The organism is Marinobacter sp., from assembly GCF_033722735.1.
Lineage (GTDB): Bacteria > Pseudomonadota > Gammaproteobacteria > Pseudomonadales > Oleiphilaceae > Marinobacter.
The window spans coordinates 230,950-250,591 of record NZ_JAWVYN010000001.1 but is presented as its reverse complement, the minus strand read 5'-3'; the positions used below and the strand labels follow the sequence as shown (position 1 = coordinate 250,591).

Sequence of the window (19,642 nt, the reverse complement as noted above, 5' to 3'; positions counted from 1 at the left end):
GTCGCGAAGCCTTGAGTGGCTATACGGAATCGATGGCCATAAAGACTATGAAATCCGCATGACAATACGATGACAGACAAGGATGTATTGATCTGATGAAGTGGACTACAGGAATAAGCGGGAGAAAGGAAATGGCGGAGCGGACGGGACTCGAACCCGCGACCCCCGGCGTGACAGGCCGGTATTCTAACCAGCTGAACTACCGCTCCGCGCTGTGCGCCACCCTAATAAGCCGCTTGTTCAAGGCCGCTTATACCTGCTGGGTTCGCCGTTTGGCGTTCCTCGCCCAGCCATCTGGCGATGACTGTTTGGTGACAACGAGGGCGCATTATAAGGCCGGTTTCCGAAGTGTCAACGTTTTTTCGCAACTTTCTTCACAATCGTCCTGCGCCCACGCATCCCGTCCGGGTAATTCGCCTCACATGGCGTCAATCATCGCATCCTTGCCTTGGGCGGTCTTGCGGTACTCGATGGGGGTCATTCCGGACCATCGCTTGAACGCCCGATAGAACGTGCTGGGTTCCGAGAAGCCGGTCAGGTAAACAATTTCATCAATGGATTCGTCTGTGGTAGCCAACAGCTGACGCGCCAGTCGATAACGAAAATCCGCCAGCACCTGGTTGAAACTCGTCTCGGCTTCGGTCAACCGGGTACGCAGGGTCCGTGGTTTGATCTCCAACCGGTCCGCCACGGCATCCAGGGTCACCTCGCCACTGTCCAGTAGCTCGGCCACAATGCGCTCCACCTGGCCGACAATGTCTTTCTTCTCCAGTCGGGCCACCTGCTCACTGGCAAAGCGGTCATGCAGGTCAAGCAATTCCGGCTCTGCATGGGGTGAAGCCAGGGACAACAACTCAACCGGAAAATACAGGCGGTTCTCTTCGGTCCCGAACACCACATCACAGCCCAGTGTTTCGCGCACCTTCTCCTGCCCACTCTCCCGCTCGTGTTCGAACTCGATACGGGACGGGTAAAACCGGCCTTCGGTCATGGACTTGAAGGAAGTCACCATGCCCTGCACGAAGCACTCGTTGAAGTGCCGTAACCGCCGGACCTCCTCAGAGGCGGTATCCAACACCAGGCAGGCTTCATCCCCTTCAATCAGGAAGGCGGTATTGGCCGCATCACTCAACAGCCGCTGGTAATTGAGGGCCCGCCGCAATCCCTCGCCAAAGGTGGGGCTACTGAGAAACAAATACTCCAGCACCTGGCCCTTATAGGGCGGCAATAAAGCCCCAAGAGTCAAACCAACGTCCGGATCGCCGGACACGTCTTCAACAACCTGCCAAAAATACAGCTGCGCGTTGTGCGGTGTTCGAAGCTGCTCTGTGTATACGTATTCCTCATCCACACCCAGTCGGGTGAATATTGCATCCGTATCGATTCCCTGCTTCTTCATCGCCTCATAAATCAGGCGCAACATCACACCCGCATCGCGAAGTTCCTGCATATCGTCCCGCTTGTAGTTGTCAGGGAGCCTCAGCCATATTTGCGGTGGGCTCCTCAGTATTATCGTTTGGCATTTCCGACTCGGGTGCCGGTATGCCAAGTCATTGTCCTACCTGAATGAGTTTGCCAGACTCAATCGCTTTCTCAAGTATCTTAGCGCAAATCAGGCCACGTGCGCACAGTTGTACCAGATTTATAACGCTTCTCAACCCAGGAGACGGGACCGTATGACGAACACTTATACTTTCAAGAATCAGCCACCGGGACTCTGGCCTATGTACAGCCGGGCCGTGATGCCCAAACCCGGCCCGGCCGGGGCCGGCAAGACCGTGCCTCCGCTGACGGCCGAGCTGATCGGGGTCGCGACCAACGACACCAACCTGGCACGGTATACTGCCGTCTGTGGCTTTGCGCCCCACACCTCGGTTCCCATCACCTGGCCCCATATCCTCGCGTTCCCCCTGCACCTGAAGCTGCTGACCGACCAACAGTTTCCCCTGCCACTGCTGGGCCTGGTGCATCTGCGTAACCAGATTACCCAGCACCGCCCCATTGGTGTAGGAGAACGGCTGGATATTCAGGTACGCCTGGATGGTGAAAACCAGACCGATCGCGGGCTGGAGTTCGACCTGGTCACGGAGGCCCGGTCCGGCGGCAAGCTGGTCTGGGAAGAAGTCAGTACCAACCTGTTCCGCCAGGCCTCCGGTGGCTCCGGCCAGAAACCGGCTGGTAGCAAGCCAGCGCTGGAAACCTATGCCAACACCCTGAACGTGAAGGCACCAGAGAATCTGGGACGTCGCTACGGCAAGGTCTCCGGGGACCTGAACCTCATCCATATCCATGCGCTGACTGCCAAGGCATTCGGTTTCCCGCGGGCCATTGCCCACGGCATGTGGAGCAAGGCCCACGCGTTGGCCCTGCTGGAGCAACAGCCGGGGTGGCGAAAGGGACCGGTCACCGTGACCTGCAACTTCAAGAAACCGCTATTCCTGCCTGGAACCGCCCAGCTCAACTGGCGTCAGGGGGAAGATCGGTGGGATTACCAGCTGCTGAACAAGCAGGGAGATGCGCCGCATCTGACCGGCCAGGTGATCTGGCACAAGGACTGAGCGTCGCCTTGGTTCAAAGGACAGTACCGGAGTCCGGATTAGGACAGTACCGGAGTCCAGATTAGGAAAGTACCGGAGCCCCGATCAGGAGGCTCCGGACGCCACCGTGGTGGCCTCGGCGGCCACCGGCAGCGTGAAGTAGAAACGCGCCCCACCCTGGGCGGGCCGTTCAAAGCCGATGTCGCCTCCCTGAGCCTGAATCAGCGAACGGCACATGGGAAGCCCGATGCCCATACCTTCCGGCTTGGTGGTGAAGAACGGCAGGAACAGCTTGTCTTCGGCACCTGCCGGCAGTCCGATACCGTGATCGGTCACCTCCACCCTGACACAGCCCTGGGCAGTCGACCGGGCCGTGACCGAGACCGGTTCCGAGACACCGGCCGCATGGGTTGCCTCCAAAGCATTGCGAATCAGGTTGAGGGCAACCTGCTGGACCTGGACCGGATCAGCCAGTACAGCCGGTGCAGGCTCCTCCACCTGAATCTCCACCCCGCCCTCGTTGTTGCGCATGTCCACTTCGGCAAACTGACGGGTGTCCTCCAGCAGGGTGGCAATGGACACCACCTCTTTGCCGGTGACAGGCTTTTTCACAAACTGGCGAATGCGTCGTATGACCTCGCTGGCCCGGTGCGATTGCGCCTCAATCTTGGCCAGCGTATCCCTCAGCAGGGTCTCATCAATGTCCTCACCGGACAGGATACGATTGGCCACCCGGGCATAGTTGGTAATGGCGGTCAGCGGTTGATTGACCTCATGGGCAAAGCCGGCGGCCATTTCCCCCACCATGGTCAGGCGGGAAGCATGGGCCAGCTGCTCCCGTTGCTGGGCCACCATTTCACGGGCGGCATCCAGCTCGCGCTCCTGTTCAAGCTCGGCGGTGATATCGCGGAATACCACCACCGCCCCCAGCAACACTTCCCCCTCCAGCTTGGGCGAAGACCGGTATTCGGCGCAGAACCGGGTGCCATCGGCCCGTTGCATTTCGATACCACGACGGTGTTCCGGCATTCCCAGGTCACAGGTGGCCTTGACCGGTATGTCCCCATTCTGGCTAAGGCCGGTGCATTCACAGTCGAGACCGAAGTGCAGTTTGAAGAAGTTGCGACCCACCAGGTCTTCGGTGCTGCTGCCGGCAATCTGTTCCGCGGCGGGGTTGGCAAAGATGATATCGCCCGCCGCGTCCAGACCATAAATACCTTCACTGATAGCGTTGAGAATCCGGCTCTGATCGCTCTCCAGTTGTCGGTTCCGTTGCTGAAGCTGGCGCTCCAGCCGGATCATCCGGGCGTGTGTCCCCACCCGGGCAATCACTTCCTGGGCCTGGAAAGGCTTGGAAATGTAGTCGGCGCCGCCCAGGCCGAAGCCCTTGACCTTGGCTTCCACATCGTCCAGGGCGGACAGGAACACCACCGCGCTGTCTGCAGTGACCGGGTCGGCTTTCAGTCGCTGGCACACCTGATAGCCGTCCAGCTCCGGCATCATGATATCCAGCAGGATAACTTCCGGTTGGTCGCGCCGGGCCAGGGTTAATGCCTTGGCGCCGTCATTGGCGATCAGTAGTCGATACCCCTTGTCCTTCAGCGTCTCGTAAAGGACCTTCAGGTTCTGGGGATTATCATCGACCAACAGCACGGTCGCACCTGTGCTGGCACTCACCTGTTCACTCATAAAACCACAACCAGTCGAGAAGATGACCGCATCATGACGGCGAATTCAGCTTGCGTCGATACGGTCCTTTACGGACAGCACCATGCGCACGAGATGCGCCAGGGAATGGGTGCCCATCTTGTGCATGACCCGGGAACGGTGGATTTCCACGGTACGCTGGCTGATCTCCAGCTCGATGGCGATCACCTTGTTGGCCTGGCCGGCAATCATCCGCTCCATGATTTCCGACTCACGGGGCGTCAGGGTTTTGATCCGGCGCAGGATTTCCTGCTGTTCACCGAGGCTCTTGCGCTGCTCCCGGTCCTGCTCCAGGGCCGCTTCGATTTTCTCCAGCAAGGCCTCCTCGCGGTAAGGCTTCTGAATGAAGTCCACAGCGCCTTCCTTCATCGCGTCCACCGCCATGGGCACATCGCCGTGACCGGTCACAAAGATGATCGGCAGGATGGCATGCCGCTCGTTCAGTTTCTTCTGAAGCTCCATGCCGTCCATACCCGGCATGCGGATGTCCAATACGATGCAGCCAGCCATCTCTTCCGAGTAGTCCGCCAGGAAGGCAGAGGCACTCTCATAAGTGGCCACCGCCTTGCCATCGGATTTGAGCAGCAGTGCCAGCGAGTCCCGGACTGCCTCGTCATCTTCGACCACATACACCGTTTGCTGGATATCGCTCATGGTCCTGTCTCCCATTTTCTAGTGAACCGAGGGTTCTTTGTTATCGTGGGCGGCAGCCTGCTCCTGCTTTTCATGCTCCCGCAATTTGTCCAGGCGCTGCTGGATGGCGCCGTAAACGGTATGCTTCGGATACTTGCCCTTTTTGTCCGGCTCCCCCGCCTGCTTGCCCATCAGCAGCGCCACCGCTTCCTCCACGGTGGAGACCGCGTAAATCGCGAACTTACGCTCGCGTACGGCCTGCAGCACCTCCCGGTCGAGCATCAGGTTCTGCACGTTGGCGCTGGGCAGGATCACTCCCTGACTGGGTGCCGGCTCGATGATCTGGCAGGTGCTGTAAAAGCCTTCCACCTTCTCGTTGGCACCCCCAATGGGTTGTACCTGACCAAACTGGTTCACCGAGCCGGTGATGGCCAGATCCTGACGGATGGGCACGCCGGAGATGGCCGAGATCAAGGCGCACAGCTCTGCCAGGGAGGCACTGTCACCATCCACCTCGCCATAATTCTGCTCGAAGGTGAGACTGGCCGACAGATGCATGGGGTCGGTTATTGCAAACCGTGAAGCGAGCCAGGCACTGAGGATCATCACCCCCTTGGAGTGGATGTTGCCGCCGAGCTTGACGTCCCGCTCGATGTCGATCACATCGCCACCGCCGTAATAGGTGGTGGCGGTAATCCGGTTGGGCAGGCCGAACTCGAAGCCACCGGTGGAGACCACCGACAGGGCATTGACCTGCCCCACCTGCTTGCCGGTGGTGGCGATCAGGGTGCTGCCGTCCCGCAACGATTCGTACAGCTGGTCCCGAATCCGGCTGCTGCGGTAGCGGGCACTGGCCAGGGCCTGCTCCACGTGATCGGCGCCGATCAGCCGGGCCCCCGCCTGGCGGGCCCAATAGTCCGACTCACGAAGCAGGTTGGCGATGTCCGCGGCGTGCAGGGACAACCGGTCCTGGTGCTCGGCCATGCGCGAACTGTGTTCAATAATGCGCCCAACCGCCCGTCGGTCGCAGTGCAGCAGTTTTTTCTCGATGGACAGGCTGGCGATGAATTTGGCATAGAGCAACTGGCTGTCCGGATTGCGGTCCATCTCATTCTCGAAATCCGCGGTGACCCGGAACAGCTCCGAAAACTCGGGATCATACTCCTGCAGCAACATCCAGGTTTCCCGGTCACCAAACAGCACGATCTTGACGTCCAGCGGGATCGGTTCCGGTTCCAGCGAGATGGTCCCGGACAGGGTCATCTCGCGCTCCAGGGAGTTGATCTGCATAGACCGGGAACGCAGCGACCGTTTCAGACCATCCCAGACGAACGGCTGCTCCAGCACCTTGATTGCATCCATTAACAGGTAGCCGCCATTCGCCCGGTGCAGGCTGCCCGCGCGCACCAGCGAGAAGTCCGTAAAGACGGTGCCCTTGAAGGTGACGTTCTCCACATAGCCGAACAGGTTGTGGTAGGTGGGGTTGTCCTCCACCACCACCGGCACCTCGTTGGTTTTCTGGTGCACCAGCACGTTCACCAGATAACGGCGAGGCAACTTTTTGTCCAGTGACGCGTAGGCGATGGCCGCCTGTTCGTCGTTCTCCTCAAGGAAGATGTCCAGGTTGTCGGACAGGTCCTCCCGCACCGACTCCAGGTAGCGGACCACATCTTCCAGATCCTGATACTTGCGGATCAACTCCTCGAGCTGGTGTCCGGAGATGCTGTCCAGGGTCTCCTGGTTCAGCGCATGCTGACGCTCGGCGTATTCCTGCTCCCAGTCAGCCACCTTGCGCAACACCTGGCGCAGCTTCTTCTCCAGCTTGCCAATATCCTCTTCGAACCGGTCACGCTGCTCCTGGGGCAGCGCCTCGAAGGTTTCCGCGGTGTGCGGCTCCTCGCCGTTCATCGCCACCAGCCGGTAACCGCCCGGGGTGGTGACGGAAAGGCTGATGTTGCGGCGTTTCGCCTGGCTGGCCACCCGCTCCAGCGCGTCTTCCTGCTTCTTGCCGTACTCGTTCTTCAGCTGCTCGGCCCGTTCCAGGAAAGCATCGCTGTCGAACGTCTGGGGCACCAGCTTCATCAACCGCCCCATCAGCCGTTCCATGTCCTGCCGCAATTGGTTGCCCCGTCCCGGCGGCAGTTTCAGTACCCGCGGCACCCGAGGCTCTTCGAAGTTGGCCACATAGCACCAGTCATGACTCTGCTGATTGGTGTCCACATGGTGTTCGAGATAACGCAGCATCATGGTGCGTTTGCCGAGCCCGTTCCGGCCCACGGCATAGACATTGTAACCGCCATGGGGCATCGCCAGGGCAAAGCGGACCGCCTCCTGGGCCCGGTTCTGGCCGACGATCTCGGCCAGTGGCTCAAGCTGGCGGGTGGATTTGAACGGAAAGTCTTTGAGTACGCAGGCTTTGTAAAGCTGGTGCAGGGACAATGCCTTCAAGGTGCGGTCCTGTTTGGGGCGATGGTTGGTTTATTGAGACTCAGAACAACGTTCTTGAGTCAGAACAACTTTCATTAGAATAGCGTTTTGATCAAAGGCTTACCTCGATGGCGCGCCATCCTGGCCCGTCATTGTAGAAGTTGCCCGCTTCGCTGTCTCGCCCACGCTAAAGTTTTGCCACCAGATGCCGATAAAATAACCAGTACGAACGTACCAGTATTTAGCGGCTTGCCGTGATTGGCAGTACGGAGGACGAGGTTAGTGGATATCTATCGCAACACCTACCACCCCACCAACAATGTTGACCGCCCCCGAGTTAACACCGGCAAACGCCCAGCGCCCGCGGACGCTGCCAGTGCCCCGCCGACCGAGGGCGTAACAGACCGGCGTGTGCGGCCGGACCGCCGCCGGCGCCAGGAACCGTTTGAGGGGCCCGACCGGCGCAAGCGCAAGTGCCGCCGCAGACCGTTACTGCTCGACCCGAAGACCAAAGAATCGACGCAGCTGGAAGACCGGCGCGGGCGGATGGTGGATGCCAGCGCCTGAGCCGCGAGCCCGGTCGCACTGAGACCGTGATCACACCCTGCCCAACCTGACTTTCAAGGGGATTCACCAGGCTCTAGACTGGTCGATTCCGGCTCACCCGCGTCACGAGCCGGCCATACGAATACAGCCATCACAACAATCATAAGCATGGATTCGCCTATGGTGTCCAACGCCGCCGAACGCCGAATCAAACCCCGCTATTCGGCCCGTTGTCTCAATGTAAGTGTCCGGGAACGAGGTTTCTTTGGCCGGCAACGGAAGCCCACTGCCGTCAACTGCCTGGACCTGAATCGCTACGGCATGGCGCTCATTTCCCCCAAGCCAATCGCCCCGGGCTCCCGCCTGTTGCTGGACATGGACGGCCGCTACATCTCCGAATCCGGGGTGGATGCCCGGGTTGTGGACTGCCGCCCCTTTCAGGCGGGTTATCGACTGGGTTTGCGTTTCAACTACTGCTGCGATCAACAGGCCTATTCCCGAGCCATGGACAATGCCCTCTCCCGTATCGAGGGGTTCTACAATCGCTCCACCGGTTAGTTATCGCCGGCCTCAACCAGGAATTCCCGGAACAACGGGTCCAGTTCGCCCTCATACGCGTCCAGCACATACGCCACATCGGCGGCCAGCACATCGAGCAGCACCATGCTGTTTGGGGCGGCGTCCTGATTAGCCACGCCTTTGAGCCGGGAGCTGATGCCCCGGTTGACCTTGCGCAGGTTCTGGTAGAGTTCGCGCAAGCCATTCAGCGACCAGTCCGCCGGCAGTTGGTGGCGGGAGCGAACAAACTGACCGGCCAGGTAGAACCCCAGCACCCGCGCTGTGGTTTCTTCGGAGGTGCTGAGTGGCAGGTGAAAGCGGGCCTGCGGACGCAGCAACCGGGTATGGGGGCAGCCGGAAAACGCACTGACAACCCCGAACAACGAACCGACCGCCCTTTGCATGGTGCACTCAACGGACATCTCGCGATGATCGGTACAGACCCTGACCTGGACCAGGTCGTGGGAAACCGCCGCTCCCATCTTGGTCAGCACCGGTTTCAGGGCCAATGCCAGGGGGCAGTCCCGATACTGGTCCGTGCTCAAGGGGCAGTGCTCGCATTGGTGATAAGCCAACCGCGTCCACTCTGCACCGTGATCTTCTTCGGTTATCAGCGAATCTGCCGACCGCTCCGCCAGCGAGACAGAATGATCCCATACGGTACCGTCGTGTTGCTCAAACTGATAGCTGATTTGGTTTGCCATATCTCTCCCACCCAGGCCTCAGTAAAAGCCCTGTATCCAGATGCGGAACCAAAGGCGATCCACAGGTGATGGTCTACACTGGTTTCTATAGCCACTTTAGGATGAAGGTCGCCGCTATGCTAACCCGGGATGATCACACGGCCGAGCTTGAGGAACAGCTGAGCCAGGCGAACAAACAATTGCTCCAGTCGGAGAAACTGGCCGCCATTGGCCAACTCGCAGCGGGGGTTGCCCATGAGATTAACAACCCTGTCGGATATATCCATTCCAACCTGAAAACCCTCGGCAACTATCTGGTGGACCTGTTTGGCGTGCTGGATACGATCGATCAGGCCGACTCCCTGGCAGTCCTGAAAGCCCGCCGGGAGGAGGTGGAGTACGACTTTCTGAAACCCGATATCCAGGACCTGCTTACGGAGTGCCTGGAGGGCATCGCGCGGATTGAAAAGATCATCGCCGCCCTCAAGGATTTCTCCCGCCAGGAGGACGATGAATTCAAGCCCGATGACCTGCACCGGGGGATCGAATCCACGCTGAACGTGGTCAGCAATGAATTGAAATACCAGGCCCAGGTGAACCTGGATCTGGGCGAGGTGCCACTGGTTGAATGCAACCTGTCCCAGATCAATCAGGTCATCATGAACCTGCTGGTCAATGCCGCCCACGCCATGGAGCGCTTCGGTCGCATCGACATCCGCACCGGCACCACCGATAACCAGGTCTGGTTTGAAGTGGAGGACAACGGCTCGGGTATTGACCCGGACCACCGGGACCAGCTGTTCGATCCGTTCTTTACGACCAAACCCGCGGGCAAAGGGACCGGCTTGGGGCTGGCGCTTTCCAAGAGCATCATCGACAAGCACAACGGGTCCATCGAAGTCCGCTCCCAGCCGGGTCAGGGCACCTGCTTCAGGGTCTGCCTGCCCATCCGCCAGCCCGCCTCGGATGAGAGCTAGGGGCCAGGCCCCGGCTGGTCAGACAACAGAAGAATGCCCACTTATCAGCATGGATTGCAGGCAACACCATGGCCGAGTTCGACGAACAGCAGCAGAAGCTGGTACTGAAGATCGTTTTCTACGGTCCGGCCCTAAGCGGCAAGACCACCAACCTGATGCAGTTGCACACCCTACTGGCGCCGGAACGGATGGGGGAACTGATGGTGCTGGAGACCCGGGATGACCGAACCCTGTTCTTCGACATGCTGCCGATTGGGTTCCGCAGCCGTTCGGGACTGGACCTGCGGTTGAAGCTCTATACGGTGCCTGGCCAGGTCCAGCACGACAGTACCCGCAAGGCGGTGCTATCCCGGGCCGATGGCGTGGTGTTCGTGGCAGATTCCCAACAAAGCCAGCAGCACAACAACGCCTCCACGTTTGAGAACCTTGACCAGAACCTCCAGAAGGTGGGGATCGACATCGAGCAGGTGCCGCTGGCCATCCAGTTCAACAAACGGGATCTGGACAACATTATTGGCGAAGCCACCCTGCAAGAGCGCTGGCAGGCCACCCCCTGGCCTCCGGTCATCATGGCCAGCGCCATCCGGGGTGAGGGCGTCCTGGAAACCTTCCAGCTGCTGCTGGAGCGGCTTTACAGCCAGATCGCTCCCCAGTACCGACTCGCCGAGCGATTCCTCATCGACAAGGCGACCTTTGTGGCCCTGCTCAGTCGCGCCGATATGGAGGTAGGCCATGCTGGACTTTGACCAGGACGTTACGCTCACCGAACTGCTGACGCCCGCCCAGCTTGAGCAACTCGGTCACCTGTTGTCCAACCTGGCAGGCTGTGAGCTGTCGGTGGTCCGGACGCCCACTCTGGAGAGCGCCGCCGCCCCGGTGGAGTTTAACCTCGACACCGTGGGCTGGATCCAGGGGCCGGGACCGGCAGCCGCCAAGTCAGCAGCCGCTGACCTTACGGCGTTCCTGGCCTACTTCATCACCAAGTACCGTTGGGCGGCCAACCTGCACCGCAACACCACCGAAGCGGACTACGAAGAACTTCAGCGACAGAACACCCTGCTCCGGCATTCCGAGGAGCGGCTCCAGGCGCTGACCGACTCCCTGCAAGCGCAGGTGGCGCAACAGGTGGACGTGATTCGGGCCACCCAACAGGAGCTGTACGAGAGCGCCCGGTTACGCGCCGTCGGTCAGCTCGCAGCCGGCGTGGCCCACGAGATCAACAACCCCATCGGTTTCATCAAGAGCAACCTCAGCGTGGCCCGGGATTACCTGGCCGAGCTGGCCGAGGTCCTGCCCCCGGATCCTCAACTGGATACCACAATGGTGGATTTCCGGGCCCTGCTGGACGAATCCCAAAGCGGTGCCCAGCGTATTGCGGCCATCGTGGCCGACCTCAAGACATTCGCCAGCATCGACCAGGCCGACTACTCGGAGTGCTCGGTCAACGGGCTGATCGAGGCCGCCATCCACCTGGTGCAGGCCAACCAGCAAACTCCGCTGCCCATTGAAACCCGGCTCGAGCCGCTGCCCCCGCTGCACGGCCACGCCGCACGACTGTCCCAGGCCATCTACAACGTGCTCGACAATGCCGCCCGGGCCATTGAAGCGGGCGGCCAGATCCGAATCGAAAGCGGGCTGGACAAGAACGCCCAAATCTTCGTCCGGGTGGAGGATAGCGGTTGCGGTGCCCCCGATGAGATCCAGGACCAGGTGTTTGACCCGTTCTTCACCACCCGTCCGGTGGGGTCCGGAACCGGCCTGGGCCTGTCGGTTACCCGGGACACGATTCAGGCTCACCATGGCCAGATCAGCTTTTCGAGTATCTCCGGAAAAGGCACCCGGGTTGCCATCACCCTGCCCAGGGAGCGGAGCTAGCCGATGAGCAGAAGATACGGCGCGCTGTTTCTCGACCAGAGCGACCCGGCAAACGAACAGCCTCAGGCGGAGCCAACCTCGGCGAAGGCCCCCTATCGACTGCTGTTCGTGGACGACGAACCCAATATCCTGGCCGCCCTCAAGCGGGTGTTTGCCCGTGAGAACTACGAGCTGTACTTCGCCTCCTCCGGTCAGGAAGCCCTGGAAGTGCTGGAGAAGCAGCCGGTGGAGCTAATCATGACCGATTTCATGATGCCGGGTATAAACGGCTCCGAATTGCTGCGACAGGTTCGCGAACGCTGGCCACAGACCATCCGCTTGATGCTCACCGGACACGCCAATACCGATGCGGTGATGGGGTCCATCAAGGACGGCGCCGTATACCGGTTCCTGCTGAAACCCTGGAACGAGGATGACCTGAGGCTGACCATCGCCCTGGCCCTGGAGCAGTACGAGCTGATCCAGAAGAACCGCGCGTTGAAAGCCCAGAACCAGCGACAGAACAAGGACCTGGAGACCATCGCCAAGCTGGGCGTCACCAACCGCAGCCAGCTGGCCATCATGCTGCACAAGAAAGGCTGGCTGAACAGCCGCCAGATCCAGCAACTGCACCGTGAGATGCAGTCCCGCAAGACCCCGGTGATCAAGCTGTTGATGGAACACGAATGGGTGAATCCGGACAAGATCTTCGAGCTGCTGAAAACCGAGATGATGTTTGACGACGTCGACATCCGCGACACCCAGATCGACTCCAGCCTTCTGTCCCTGATTCCCAGGAACATCTGCCGCCGTCACCTGCTGCTGCCCCTGAATGTGGTGGCCAAGCGACTGAACCTGGCCATGGTGGACCCGATGGAAATCTCGCTGATCGATGAGCTGGCGTTCATGTCCGGTTACACCATCCAGCCCCTGGTCTGCAGCCTTGACCAGATGGAGCGCAAGCTGGCGGAGGTGTTCGGGGAGACCAACGAGGACCTGGAGGACCTGACCACCCGGGTAGGCCTGGACGATCCCTACGAGGGCATCGAGATAATGCTGGACGAAGACCAGGATTCCGAAAGCCTGGAACAGCTTCTGGGCAGTTCGGAGGAGCCCCCGGCTATCCGCCTGGTGAACGGCATCATACTGGAAGCCCTGCGCCTGGGTGCCAGTGATATTCACATCCACCCCCGCACCAAGTCGGTGGTGGTGCGCTACCGCATCGACGGTGTGCTGCAGGACAAAATCCAGATTCCCGCCGACCTGCTGATGTCGGTGGTCTCCCGCATCAAGGTCATGGCGGAGTTGGACATCACCGAACGGCGGCGGCCGCAGGACGGCCGTATCACCGTCAAGACCCCGCTGCGGATTGTCGACCTACGCATCTCCACCCTGCCCACCATCAATGGCGAGAAGGTGGTGATGCGGGTGTTGGAACGCCAGTCCTCGGTCCAGTCCCTGGAAGACCTGGGGCTGTCAAAGAGCAACCTCAATAGCCTCAAGCGGGTGGTCTGCAGACCCCAGGGCATCATCCTGGCCACCGGCCCCACCGGCAGCGGAAAGACCACCACCCTGTATGCCCTGCTGCAGCACAATGCCAGTCCGGAACGCAACTACGTCACCATTGAGGACCCGGTGGAGTACCACGTCGACATGGCCGGTCAGGTGCCCATCCGGGAACGGATCGGACTGGATTTCGCCAGCGTGCTGCGGGCCATCCTGCGACAGGACCCGGATGTGATCCTGTTGGGGGAAATCCGCGACGAGGAAACCGCAGACGTCGCCTTCCACGCCGCCATGACCGGCCACCTGGTGTACTCCACCTTGCACACCAGTTCCGCCGCCGCCACCATCGCCCGGCTGCTGGACCTGGATCTCAAGCCCTACGTGCTGGCCTCCGCGCTGGCGGCCATCATCGCCCAGCGACTGGTCCGCCGGATTTGCCCCGCCTGCAAGGAGGAAGACACGCCATCGCCGGAATTGCTGCAGCAGCTGGGGCCAGCCTTCCAGGGCGGCCATCAGACCTATTACCAAGGCCGGGGGTGCGAGCAGTGTCACAACGGCTTCCGGGGTCGGATTGCCCTGCATGAGGTGCTGACGGTCAACGAGGACCTGCGCCAGGCCATTACCGACCGGGCCAGCGAACTGAGGCTGGAGGCCATTGCCCGCGAACATGGTATGCAATTGCTCATCGACGATGCCGTAGAAAAAGTACGCGCCGGGCTGACCACCCCGGGTGAGATCCTGCGAGTACTCGGGCCCCAGGATATGCCCAACTGAGCGAAGGAGCCTCTGATTCACTCCGACCGGCGAAAAGCCAATTATGGGCTATGCTGATAGAAACCGGACAGGGAACCCTGACCCGTCCGACGGCGCCCATCCCCCAAGGCCCACCGGCCTAACAGGGAAGGTGAGTACGCTGACGGCTCAGTCCAGACAGTTCCGGTCACCCAACTCCAACCACCGATCAGGCCACTTCCCGTCTCGCCGTAACGCGGGCCGAGTCCCGGTGTCATGGAGTTGATCAGTCCATGCCAGATACCACCAGCCAGGATGGAGGTAAAGGCCATGCAAGCCGATCCCGATCGCTCTCCCACGCAACTGCACCTGTTGCTGATCAGCGATAACCAACACACGATGCGCCAGATCAAGACCCGATTGGAAGGCGCATCCACCGAATCCTGGACGGTCTGCCACAGCCTCCAGGCCGGGTTACAGGCACTCAGCGTTTCGACCTTCGATGCCCTCATGGTGAGTCTGCAGGGTCCGGGATTGGCCCTGCAGTTGGTGCGGCAGGCCCGGGAGAGGGGAATCACCACCCCCGCCATCGTGCTGACCAACCAGCCCGGCGGCGAGCACCCCATGCCTCTGCCCAGCCTGGACAACCTGGCCCTGCTCCCCTTCAACGAACTGAACGAGCAGTCTTTGTCACGGTGCCTCAGTCGGCTCCTGGAGCATCACCGTCATGTCAACCAGTTGGTGCATAACGAGGCCTGCTTCCGGGTGCTGTTTGAGTCCAATCCCCAAGCCATGTGCCTGATGACCCCCGACAGCGAGCGGATTGTGGCACTGAACGGGGCGGCCAAGGCCATGTATTGGCTGCCCGCGCAACAGACCACGGACCTCACTCTGCAAAACCTGAGAGCAGCGGACGACGAGCAGACCTCGGTAGCCGGCGCGCTGCTCACCGGCTACCGGCCACCGGAAGACTGTGAACTGGAATTGCATCGGCGCCGGGATGGCGCCCAGCTGTACGTTGAGGTGTCCCGCCAGGACATCGCCCTGGCCGAGGGTACCATCGCCCTGCTGATACTGACCGATGTGTCAGACCGGATCATGGCCCTGAGCAAAGCCCGCAGCAGTGAACAGGCCTACCTCAACCTACTGGACGATATGCGTGATGGCGTGCTGGTGGTGGACGGCGACCAGCGGCTCTGCTACGCCAATTCCGCCTCGGAGACCCTGCTGGGCCCGGAAATGCAGGACTTCTACCGGCTGGCCAATCACTTGTCAGCAATCCAACCTGGCCGGACACTGGAGGTGGAACTGCCTCAGGACGACGGGGCGTCAAGATGGCTCGAAGTGCTGTCGACGCCCATTCACTGGCAGGGTTTAACAAGGACGCTGCTGGCCTTGCGGGATATCAGTCAGCGCAAACGGAGCGCCGAGCAACTGCAACTGCTGCAACGCAGCATCGACGTGTCTTCCAACGGCGTAGTGATCACCAGTGGTCAGGACCAGGACTGCGCCATCCTTTATTGCAACCCGGCCTTTGAACGCATCACCGGCTATTCGATGGACGAGGCCCGCGGTCACGACTGTCGCAAGCTGCTGGGTACCGATGCCCTGGAGCCTACCCGTAACCGGATTCAGGAAGCGCTGTCGAACAACACCGAGTTCAGGGCGGTCCTGCGAAATCATCGCCGGGATGGCACGCCTTTCTGGAACGACTTCTACTTCGCCCCGGTACCGGATGAACGTGGGGAGCCCAGCCATTTTGTCGGGATCCTCAACGACATTTCCGAGCACAAGCAGGCTCAGGCCGACATTGCCTTCAACGCCAGCCACGACGTACTCACCGGCCTGCCCAATCGATCCTTGCTGGTAGACCGTATCGAACAGGCCCTTAGCCTGATCGAGCGACACCAACTGGCGTTGGCGGTGCTGCTGCTGAACCTGGACAACTTCAAGCTGGTCAACGATTCGCTGGGACTGCGTCTGGGGGACCGCCTGCTGGAGGCGGTGGCGAAGCGTCTGGAATCGCGGGTTCGTCCGGGGGATACCGTCGCCCGACTGGGCGGCGATGAATTCGCCATCCTGTTGCCGGACCTCGCGGCTCCGGAGGACGCCGTCAGGATCGTGGACAAGCTGCTCGAGGCACTCGCCCAACCCTTCCACATCGACGAACACACGTTGCATATCACCGCCAGCATCGGCATCGCCGTCTCCAACAAGCAGATGCCCAATGCCATGGACCTGGTTCAGCAGGCGGACATGGCCATGCTGGAGGCAAAACAGTCCGGCAAAAACACGTTCCAGTGGTACAGCGCCCACCTGCGGCAGGAAGCCGACAAACGCGCGGAGCTGAGAAATCGTCTGGAGCAGGCAATCGAGCAGCACCACCTTCAGTTGCACTATCAGCCCCAGGTTAGCTGTGGTACCGGCAAATACGTGGGATCGGAAGCCCTGATACGCTGGCAGGACCCGGACCGGGGCCTGCTACTGCCGGGCGAATTCATTCCGGTGCTGGAGGAAACCGGCCAGATTGTCCGGCTTGGCCAGTGGATCCTGCAGCAGGCCTGCCGGGACAACCGGTCGCTAATCGACTCGGGCTTCCCGGAACACACGGTGTCGGTGAACGTGTCCCCCATTCAGCTTCAGCAAACCGGTTTTGCCAAGCTGGTCCACGACGCACTTAAGGCGGCAAACCTGCCCCCCGCCAACCTGATCCTGGAAGTGACGGAATCGGTGTTGCTGATGGACGCCTCGGGATCGGGCATCAAGAACCTGCTGGCCCTGCGGGATCTGGGCGTTGGCATTGTCATCGATGACTTCGGCAAGGGCTATTCCAGCCTGAATTACCTCAAGGAGCTGCCGGCCACCAAACTGAAAATCGACCGGCAATTTATCAAGGACATCATCAGCGACCGGAAAGACGCCTCCATCACCAAGGGTATCATTTCCCTGGCCCACCACCTCGGCCTGTCGGTGGTGGTGGTCGGCGTGGAATCCGAAGCCCAAGCCATCTTCCTCAAGCGCAATCAGTGCGATGTCCTTCAGGGCCGGCTCTTCAGCCACCCCCTGCCCCTGGCGGAACTGACCGACGTATTGCGTTCCGGGCCGGCCAGCCTGTCAAAGCCGGAGGATCCCCAGGCACGGCCAACGCTGCTCATCCTGGACGATGAGCCCAACATCCTTCGTGCCCTCAGCCGACTGCTGCGACGGGATGGCTACCGCATCCTGGCCACCACCGAAGCCCAGGAGGCCTTCCGGTTGCTCGCCGAGAACGACGTTCAGGTAATCCTCTCCGACCAGCGCATGCCGGAAATATCCGGCACCGAATTTCTCAGCCAGGTCAAGGACATCTACCCGGATACCATCCGCATCGTGTTGTCCGGCTTTACCGATCTCAAATCGGTCACCGACGCCATCAACGAGGGAGCGATCTACAAGTTCCTGACCAAACCCTGGGAAGACGACCAGCTCCGGCAGAACATCCGGGAGGCGTTCATGCACCAGGCCGCCGGTCAGGCCGAACCCCTGGAGGCCTCCCATGAATAATCGGACCAAAGCCCTATGAGTAGCTCCGAGGTCAGCACTATGACAAACGCCGCCGTCAAGTCGACCGCCACTGATGCACCGCCGCTGTTCCGCATTCTGTTCGTGGACGATGAAGCCTCGATATTGTCTGCCCTGCGCCGGCTGATGCGCAAACACCCCTATGAATGCCACTTCGCCGAGGGCGCCCGCCAGGGCCTGGAGGTGCTTGCCGAACGGCCCATCGACCTGATCGTTTCCGACATGCGCATGCCGGAAATGGACGGTGCCACCTTCCTCGCGGAGGTCAGAAAACGCTGGCCCTTCAGCGTCCGTTTCCTGATGACCGGTTACGCCGACATGAACGCCGCCATCAGCGCCCTCAACCAGGGCGGCATCAACCGCTACATCAGCAAACCCTGGGATGAGGACGCCCTGCTCGAGGCCATCGAGGAAGGCCTGCGTATTCGCCGGCTGGAGCGGGAGAAGAAACGCCTGATCGACAAGAGCCGGCGCCAGAACGAGGAGTTGCGGCGATTGAACGAGGAACTGGAAGCACGGGTCAACGAACGCACCCGTGAAATCCAGGAAAAATCCGATATGTTGAAGCAGGCGATTCGCCAGATCGAAAACAGTTACGACGCCTTTGTCCGGGTCTTTTCCACGGTGATCAGCAGCCGGCCTCAGCTGCAGAAGGGCCAGTCCCGCCAGGTTGCGGACCTGAGCAAGGCACTGGCCAAGCATTTGTCGCTGGACCGGGTCGAGACCGCCCACGTGTACTATGCCGCTCTGTTGCACGAGATCGGCAAGCTGAACCTGCCCGACGACGTCCTCACCCGGGCCGAAGCCCACCTCACCTACCGTGACCGGGACGTCTACCAGAAATACCCGGAAATGGGCGAAATGTTCCTGAGTTCCATACCGGCCCTGGCCCCCACTGCCAGGATCATCCGCCAGCACATGGAGCTGTACGATGGCAGTGGCTACCCTGACCACCTCAAGGGACACAGTATCGAGTTGGGCGCCCGCATACTGAGAGTGGCCCACGATTTCGTGGGACTGCAGAGCGGCCTCTTGACCACCACGCCCCATGATGCGGAACAGGCCTACCGCTACATTACGGAGTACGCCGGTCGACGCTACGACCCGGACATCGCAGCCCTGCTGCAACCGCTGATCCACGACTTTGCCATCGATCTCACCCAGGACCACGAAAAGATCTGTGCCCCATCGGAACTCGAGCCCGGCATGGTACTGACCCGAGACCTGGTCAACCGCAGCGGCATCCTGCTGATGGTCTCCGGGTCCAGCCTAAACGACCACATGATCAACAAGTTGCGGCAAATGGAGCAGCTCGACGGTCGCCGGGTCAACGTCTACGTTGCCAAACAGGAAAACGAGGAGTAGCCGCCATGTCCACCATTGCCCTGATCGATGACGAAGAACTGATCCTCAAGTCACTAAGCCGCCTATTGCGCAAGACCGACTGGGAAGTGCTCACCTTCAGCAATCCCGCCGATGCCCTGGGCGCCCTGGCGGATCGGGAAATCGACATTGTCGTGTCCGACTACCGCATGCCTCAAATGAGCGGCGTGGAGTTCCTCAACCGGTTCAAACAGGACCATCCGGACACCCTCAGGATCATCCTCAGTGGACAGGCGGACATGCAGGGGGTGCTCAACGCGGTCAACGAGTCCGAGGTCTACCGCTACATGCTCAAACCCTGGGAAGACGAGGAGTTCCTCCACACCCTGAAAACCGCCCTCAAATACAACGACCTGCTGCGAGAGAATGCCGAACTGGCGGAAATCGTACGGGTACAGCGCAGCCGACTGAAACGCCAGCAGGCGGAGCTGGAGCGGCTGGAACGGGAAATGCCCGGTATCACCCACCTCGAGCGGGATGCCGACGGCCTGATCGACCTCAGCGATGAAGCCAATGACATTCACTGGTAGAGTTAGAT

15 protein-coding genes and 1 tRNA gene are annotated in these 19,642 nt (G+C 60.6%); 10 read left to right on the top strand and 6 right to left on the bottom strand.

Going from position 1 to position 19,642, the window contains the following annotated elements; genetic code table 11:
• Positions 1-132: 132 nt before the first annotated feature.
• Both R3175_RS01115 and R3175_RS01110 read right to left on the bottom strand, forming a co-directional pair.
• Positions 133-209 (bottom strand) — tRNA-Asp (locus tag R3175_RS01115).
• Between the two features lie 209 nt (positions 210-418).
• Positions 419-1,450, bottom strand: coding sequence for an AraC family transcriptional regulator (locus R3175_RS01110; protein ID WP_318941701.1), 1,032 nt, complete (start codon positions 1,448-1,450; stop codon positions 419-421).
• Between the two features lie 226 nt (positions 1,451-1,676).
• On the opposite strand from R3175_RS01110, the gene R3175_RS01105 reads away from it, so the two are divergent.
• Positions 1,677-2,558, top strand: coding sequence for a MaoC/PaaZ C-terminal domain-containing protein (locus tag R3175_RS01105; protein ID WP_318941700.1), 882 nt, complete (start codon positions 1,677-1,679; stop codon positions 2,556-2,558).
• 84 nt (positions 2,559-2,642) lie between these two features.
• Here the strand turns inward: R3175_RS01105 and R3175_RS01100 are convergent, their stop codons facing one another.
• Genes R3175_RS01100 through R3175_RS01090 form a run of 3 tightly spaced genes read right to left on the bottom strand, consistent with a single transcriptional unit; the run spans position 2,643 to position 7,325 of the window.
• Positions 2,643-4,226, bottom strand: a complete 1,584-nt coding sequence (locus tag R3175_RS01100; protein ID WP_318941698.1) for a response regulator — start codon at positions 4,224-4,226, stop codon at positions 2,643-2,645.
• 45 nt (positions 4,227-4,271) lie between these two features.
• Positions 4,272-4,898, bottom strand: coding sequence for a response regulator FixJ (gene fixJ / locus R3175_RS01095; protein WP_318941696.1), 627 nt, complete (start codon positions 4,896-4,898; stop codon positions 4,272-4,274).
• An 18-nt stretch (positions 4,899-4,916) separates the two neighbouring features.
• Positions 4,917-7,325, bottom strand: coding sequence for an ATP-binding protein (locus R3175_RS01090; protein ID WP_318941695.1), 2,409 nt, complete (start codon positions 7,323-7,325; stop codon positions 4,917-4,919).
• Between the two features lie 261 nt (positions 7,326-7,586).
• Here R3175_RS01090 and R3175_RS01085 point away from each other — a divergent pair, with 261 nt between their 5' ends.
• Both R3175_RS01085 and R3175_RS01080 read left to right on the top strand, forming a co-directional pair.
• Positions 7,587-7,871 (top strand): hypothetical protein, encoded by a 285-nt coding sequence (locus R3175_RS01085; RefSeq protein ID WP_318941694.1) that lies wholly within the window; start codon positions 7,587-7,589, stop codon positions 7,869-7,871.
• Between the two features lie 159 nt (positions 7,872-8,030).
• Positions 8,031-8,408: a PilZ domain-containing protein gene (locus R3175_RS01080; RefSeq protein WP_318941693.1), complete on the top strand. Its 378-nt coding sequence runs from the start codon at positions 8,031-8,033 to the stop codon at positions 8,406-8,408.
• On the opposite strand, the gene R3175_RS01075 is transcribed toward R3175_RS01080, so the two are convergent.
• The gene (locus R3175_RS01075) at positions 8,405-9,112 is read right to left on the bottom strand and encodes a DUF6901 family protein (protein ID WP_318941691.1); all 708 of its coding nucleotides are present in this window, start codon (positions 9,110-9,112) and stop codon (positions 8,405-8,407) included. The two genes, R3175_RS01080 and R3175_RS01075, sit on opposite strands and share 4 nt — an antisense overlap.
• A 116-nt stretch (positions 9,113-9,228) precedes the next feature.
• Between R3175_RS01075 and R3175_RS01070 the strand changes: the two genes are divergently transcribed.
• From R3175_RS01070 to R3175_RS01040, 7 genes are all read left to right on the top strand, one after another.
• The gene (locus R3175_RS01070) at positions 9,229-10,068 is read left to right on the top strand and encodes a sensor histidine kinase (RefSeq protein WP_318941689.1); all 840 of its coding nucleotides are present in this window, start codon (positions 9,229-9,231) and stop codon (positions 10,066-10,068) included.
• 68 nt (positions 10,069-10,136) lie between these two features.
• Positions 10,137-10,814: a GTPase domain-containing protein gene (locus R3175_RS01065; RefSeq protein ID WP_318941687.1), complete on the top strand. Its 678-nt coding sequence runs from the start codon at positions 10,137-10,139 to the stop codon at positions 10,812-10,814.
• Positions 10,801-11,943, top strand: coding sequence for a sensor histidine kinase (locus tag R3175_RS01060; protein ID WP_318941685.1), 1,143 nt, complete (start codon positions 10,801-10,803; stop codon positions 11,941-11,943). Before R3175_RS01065 ends, R3175_RS01060 begins: the two co-directional genes overlap by 14 nt.
• 3 nt (positions 11,944-11,946) lie before the next feature.
• Positions 11,947-14,202, top strand: a complete 2,256-nt coding sequence (locus R3175_RS01055) for an ATPase, T2SS/T4P/T4SS family (protein ID WP_318941684.1) — start codon at positions 11,947-11,949, stop codon at positions 14,200-14,202.
• 288 nt (positions 14,203-14,490) lie between these two features.
• Positions 14,491-17,703: an EAL domain-containing protein gene (locus R3175_RS01050; protein ID WP_318941682.1), complete on the top strand. Its 3,213-nt coding sequence runs from the start codon at positions 14,491-14,493 to the stop codon at positions 17,701-17,703.
• Between the two features lie 39 nt (positions 17,704-17,742).
• On the top strand, positions 17,743-19,086 hold the full coding sequence (locus tag R3175_RS01045) for an HD domain-containing phosphohydrolase (protein ID WP_318941681.1): 1,344 nt from the start codon (positions 17,743-17,745) through the stop codon (positions 19,084-19,086).
• A gap of 5 nt (positions 19,087-19,091) precedes the next feature.
• Positions 19,092-19,634, top strand: coding sequence for a response regulator (locus R3175_RS01040; RefSeq protein WP_318941679.1), 543 nt, complete (start codon positions 19,092-19,094; stop codon positions 19,632-19,634).
• Positions 19,635-19,642: the final 8 nt, after the last annotated feature.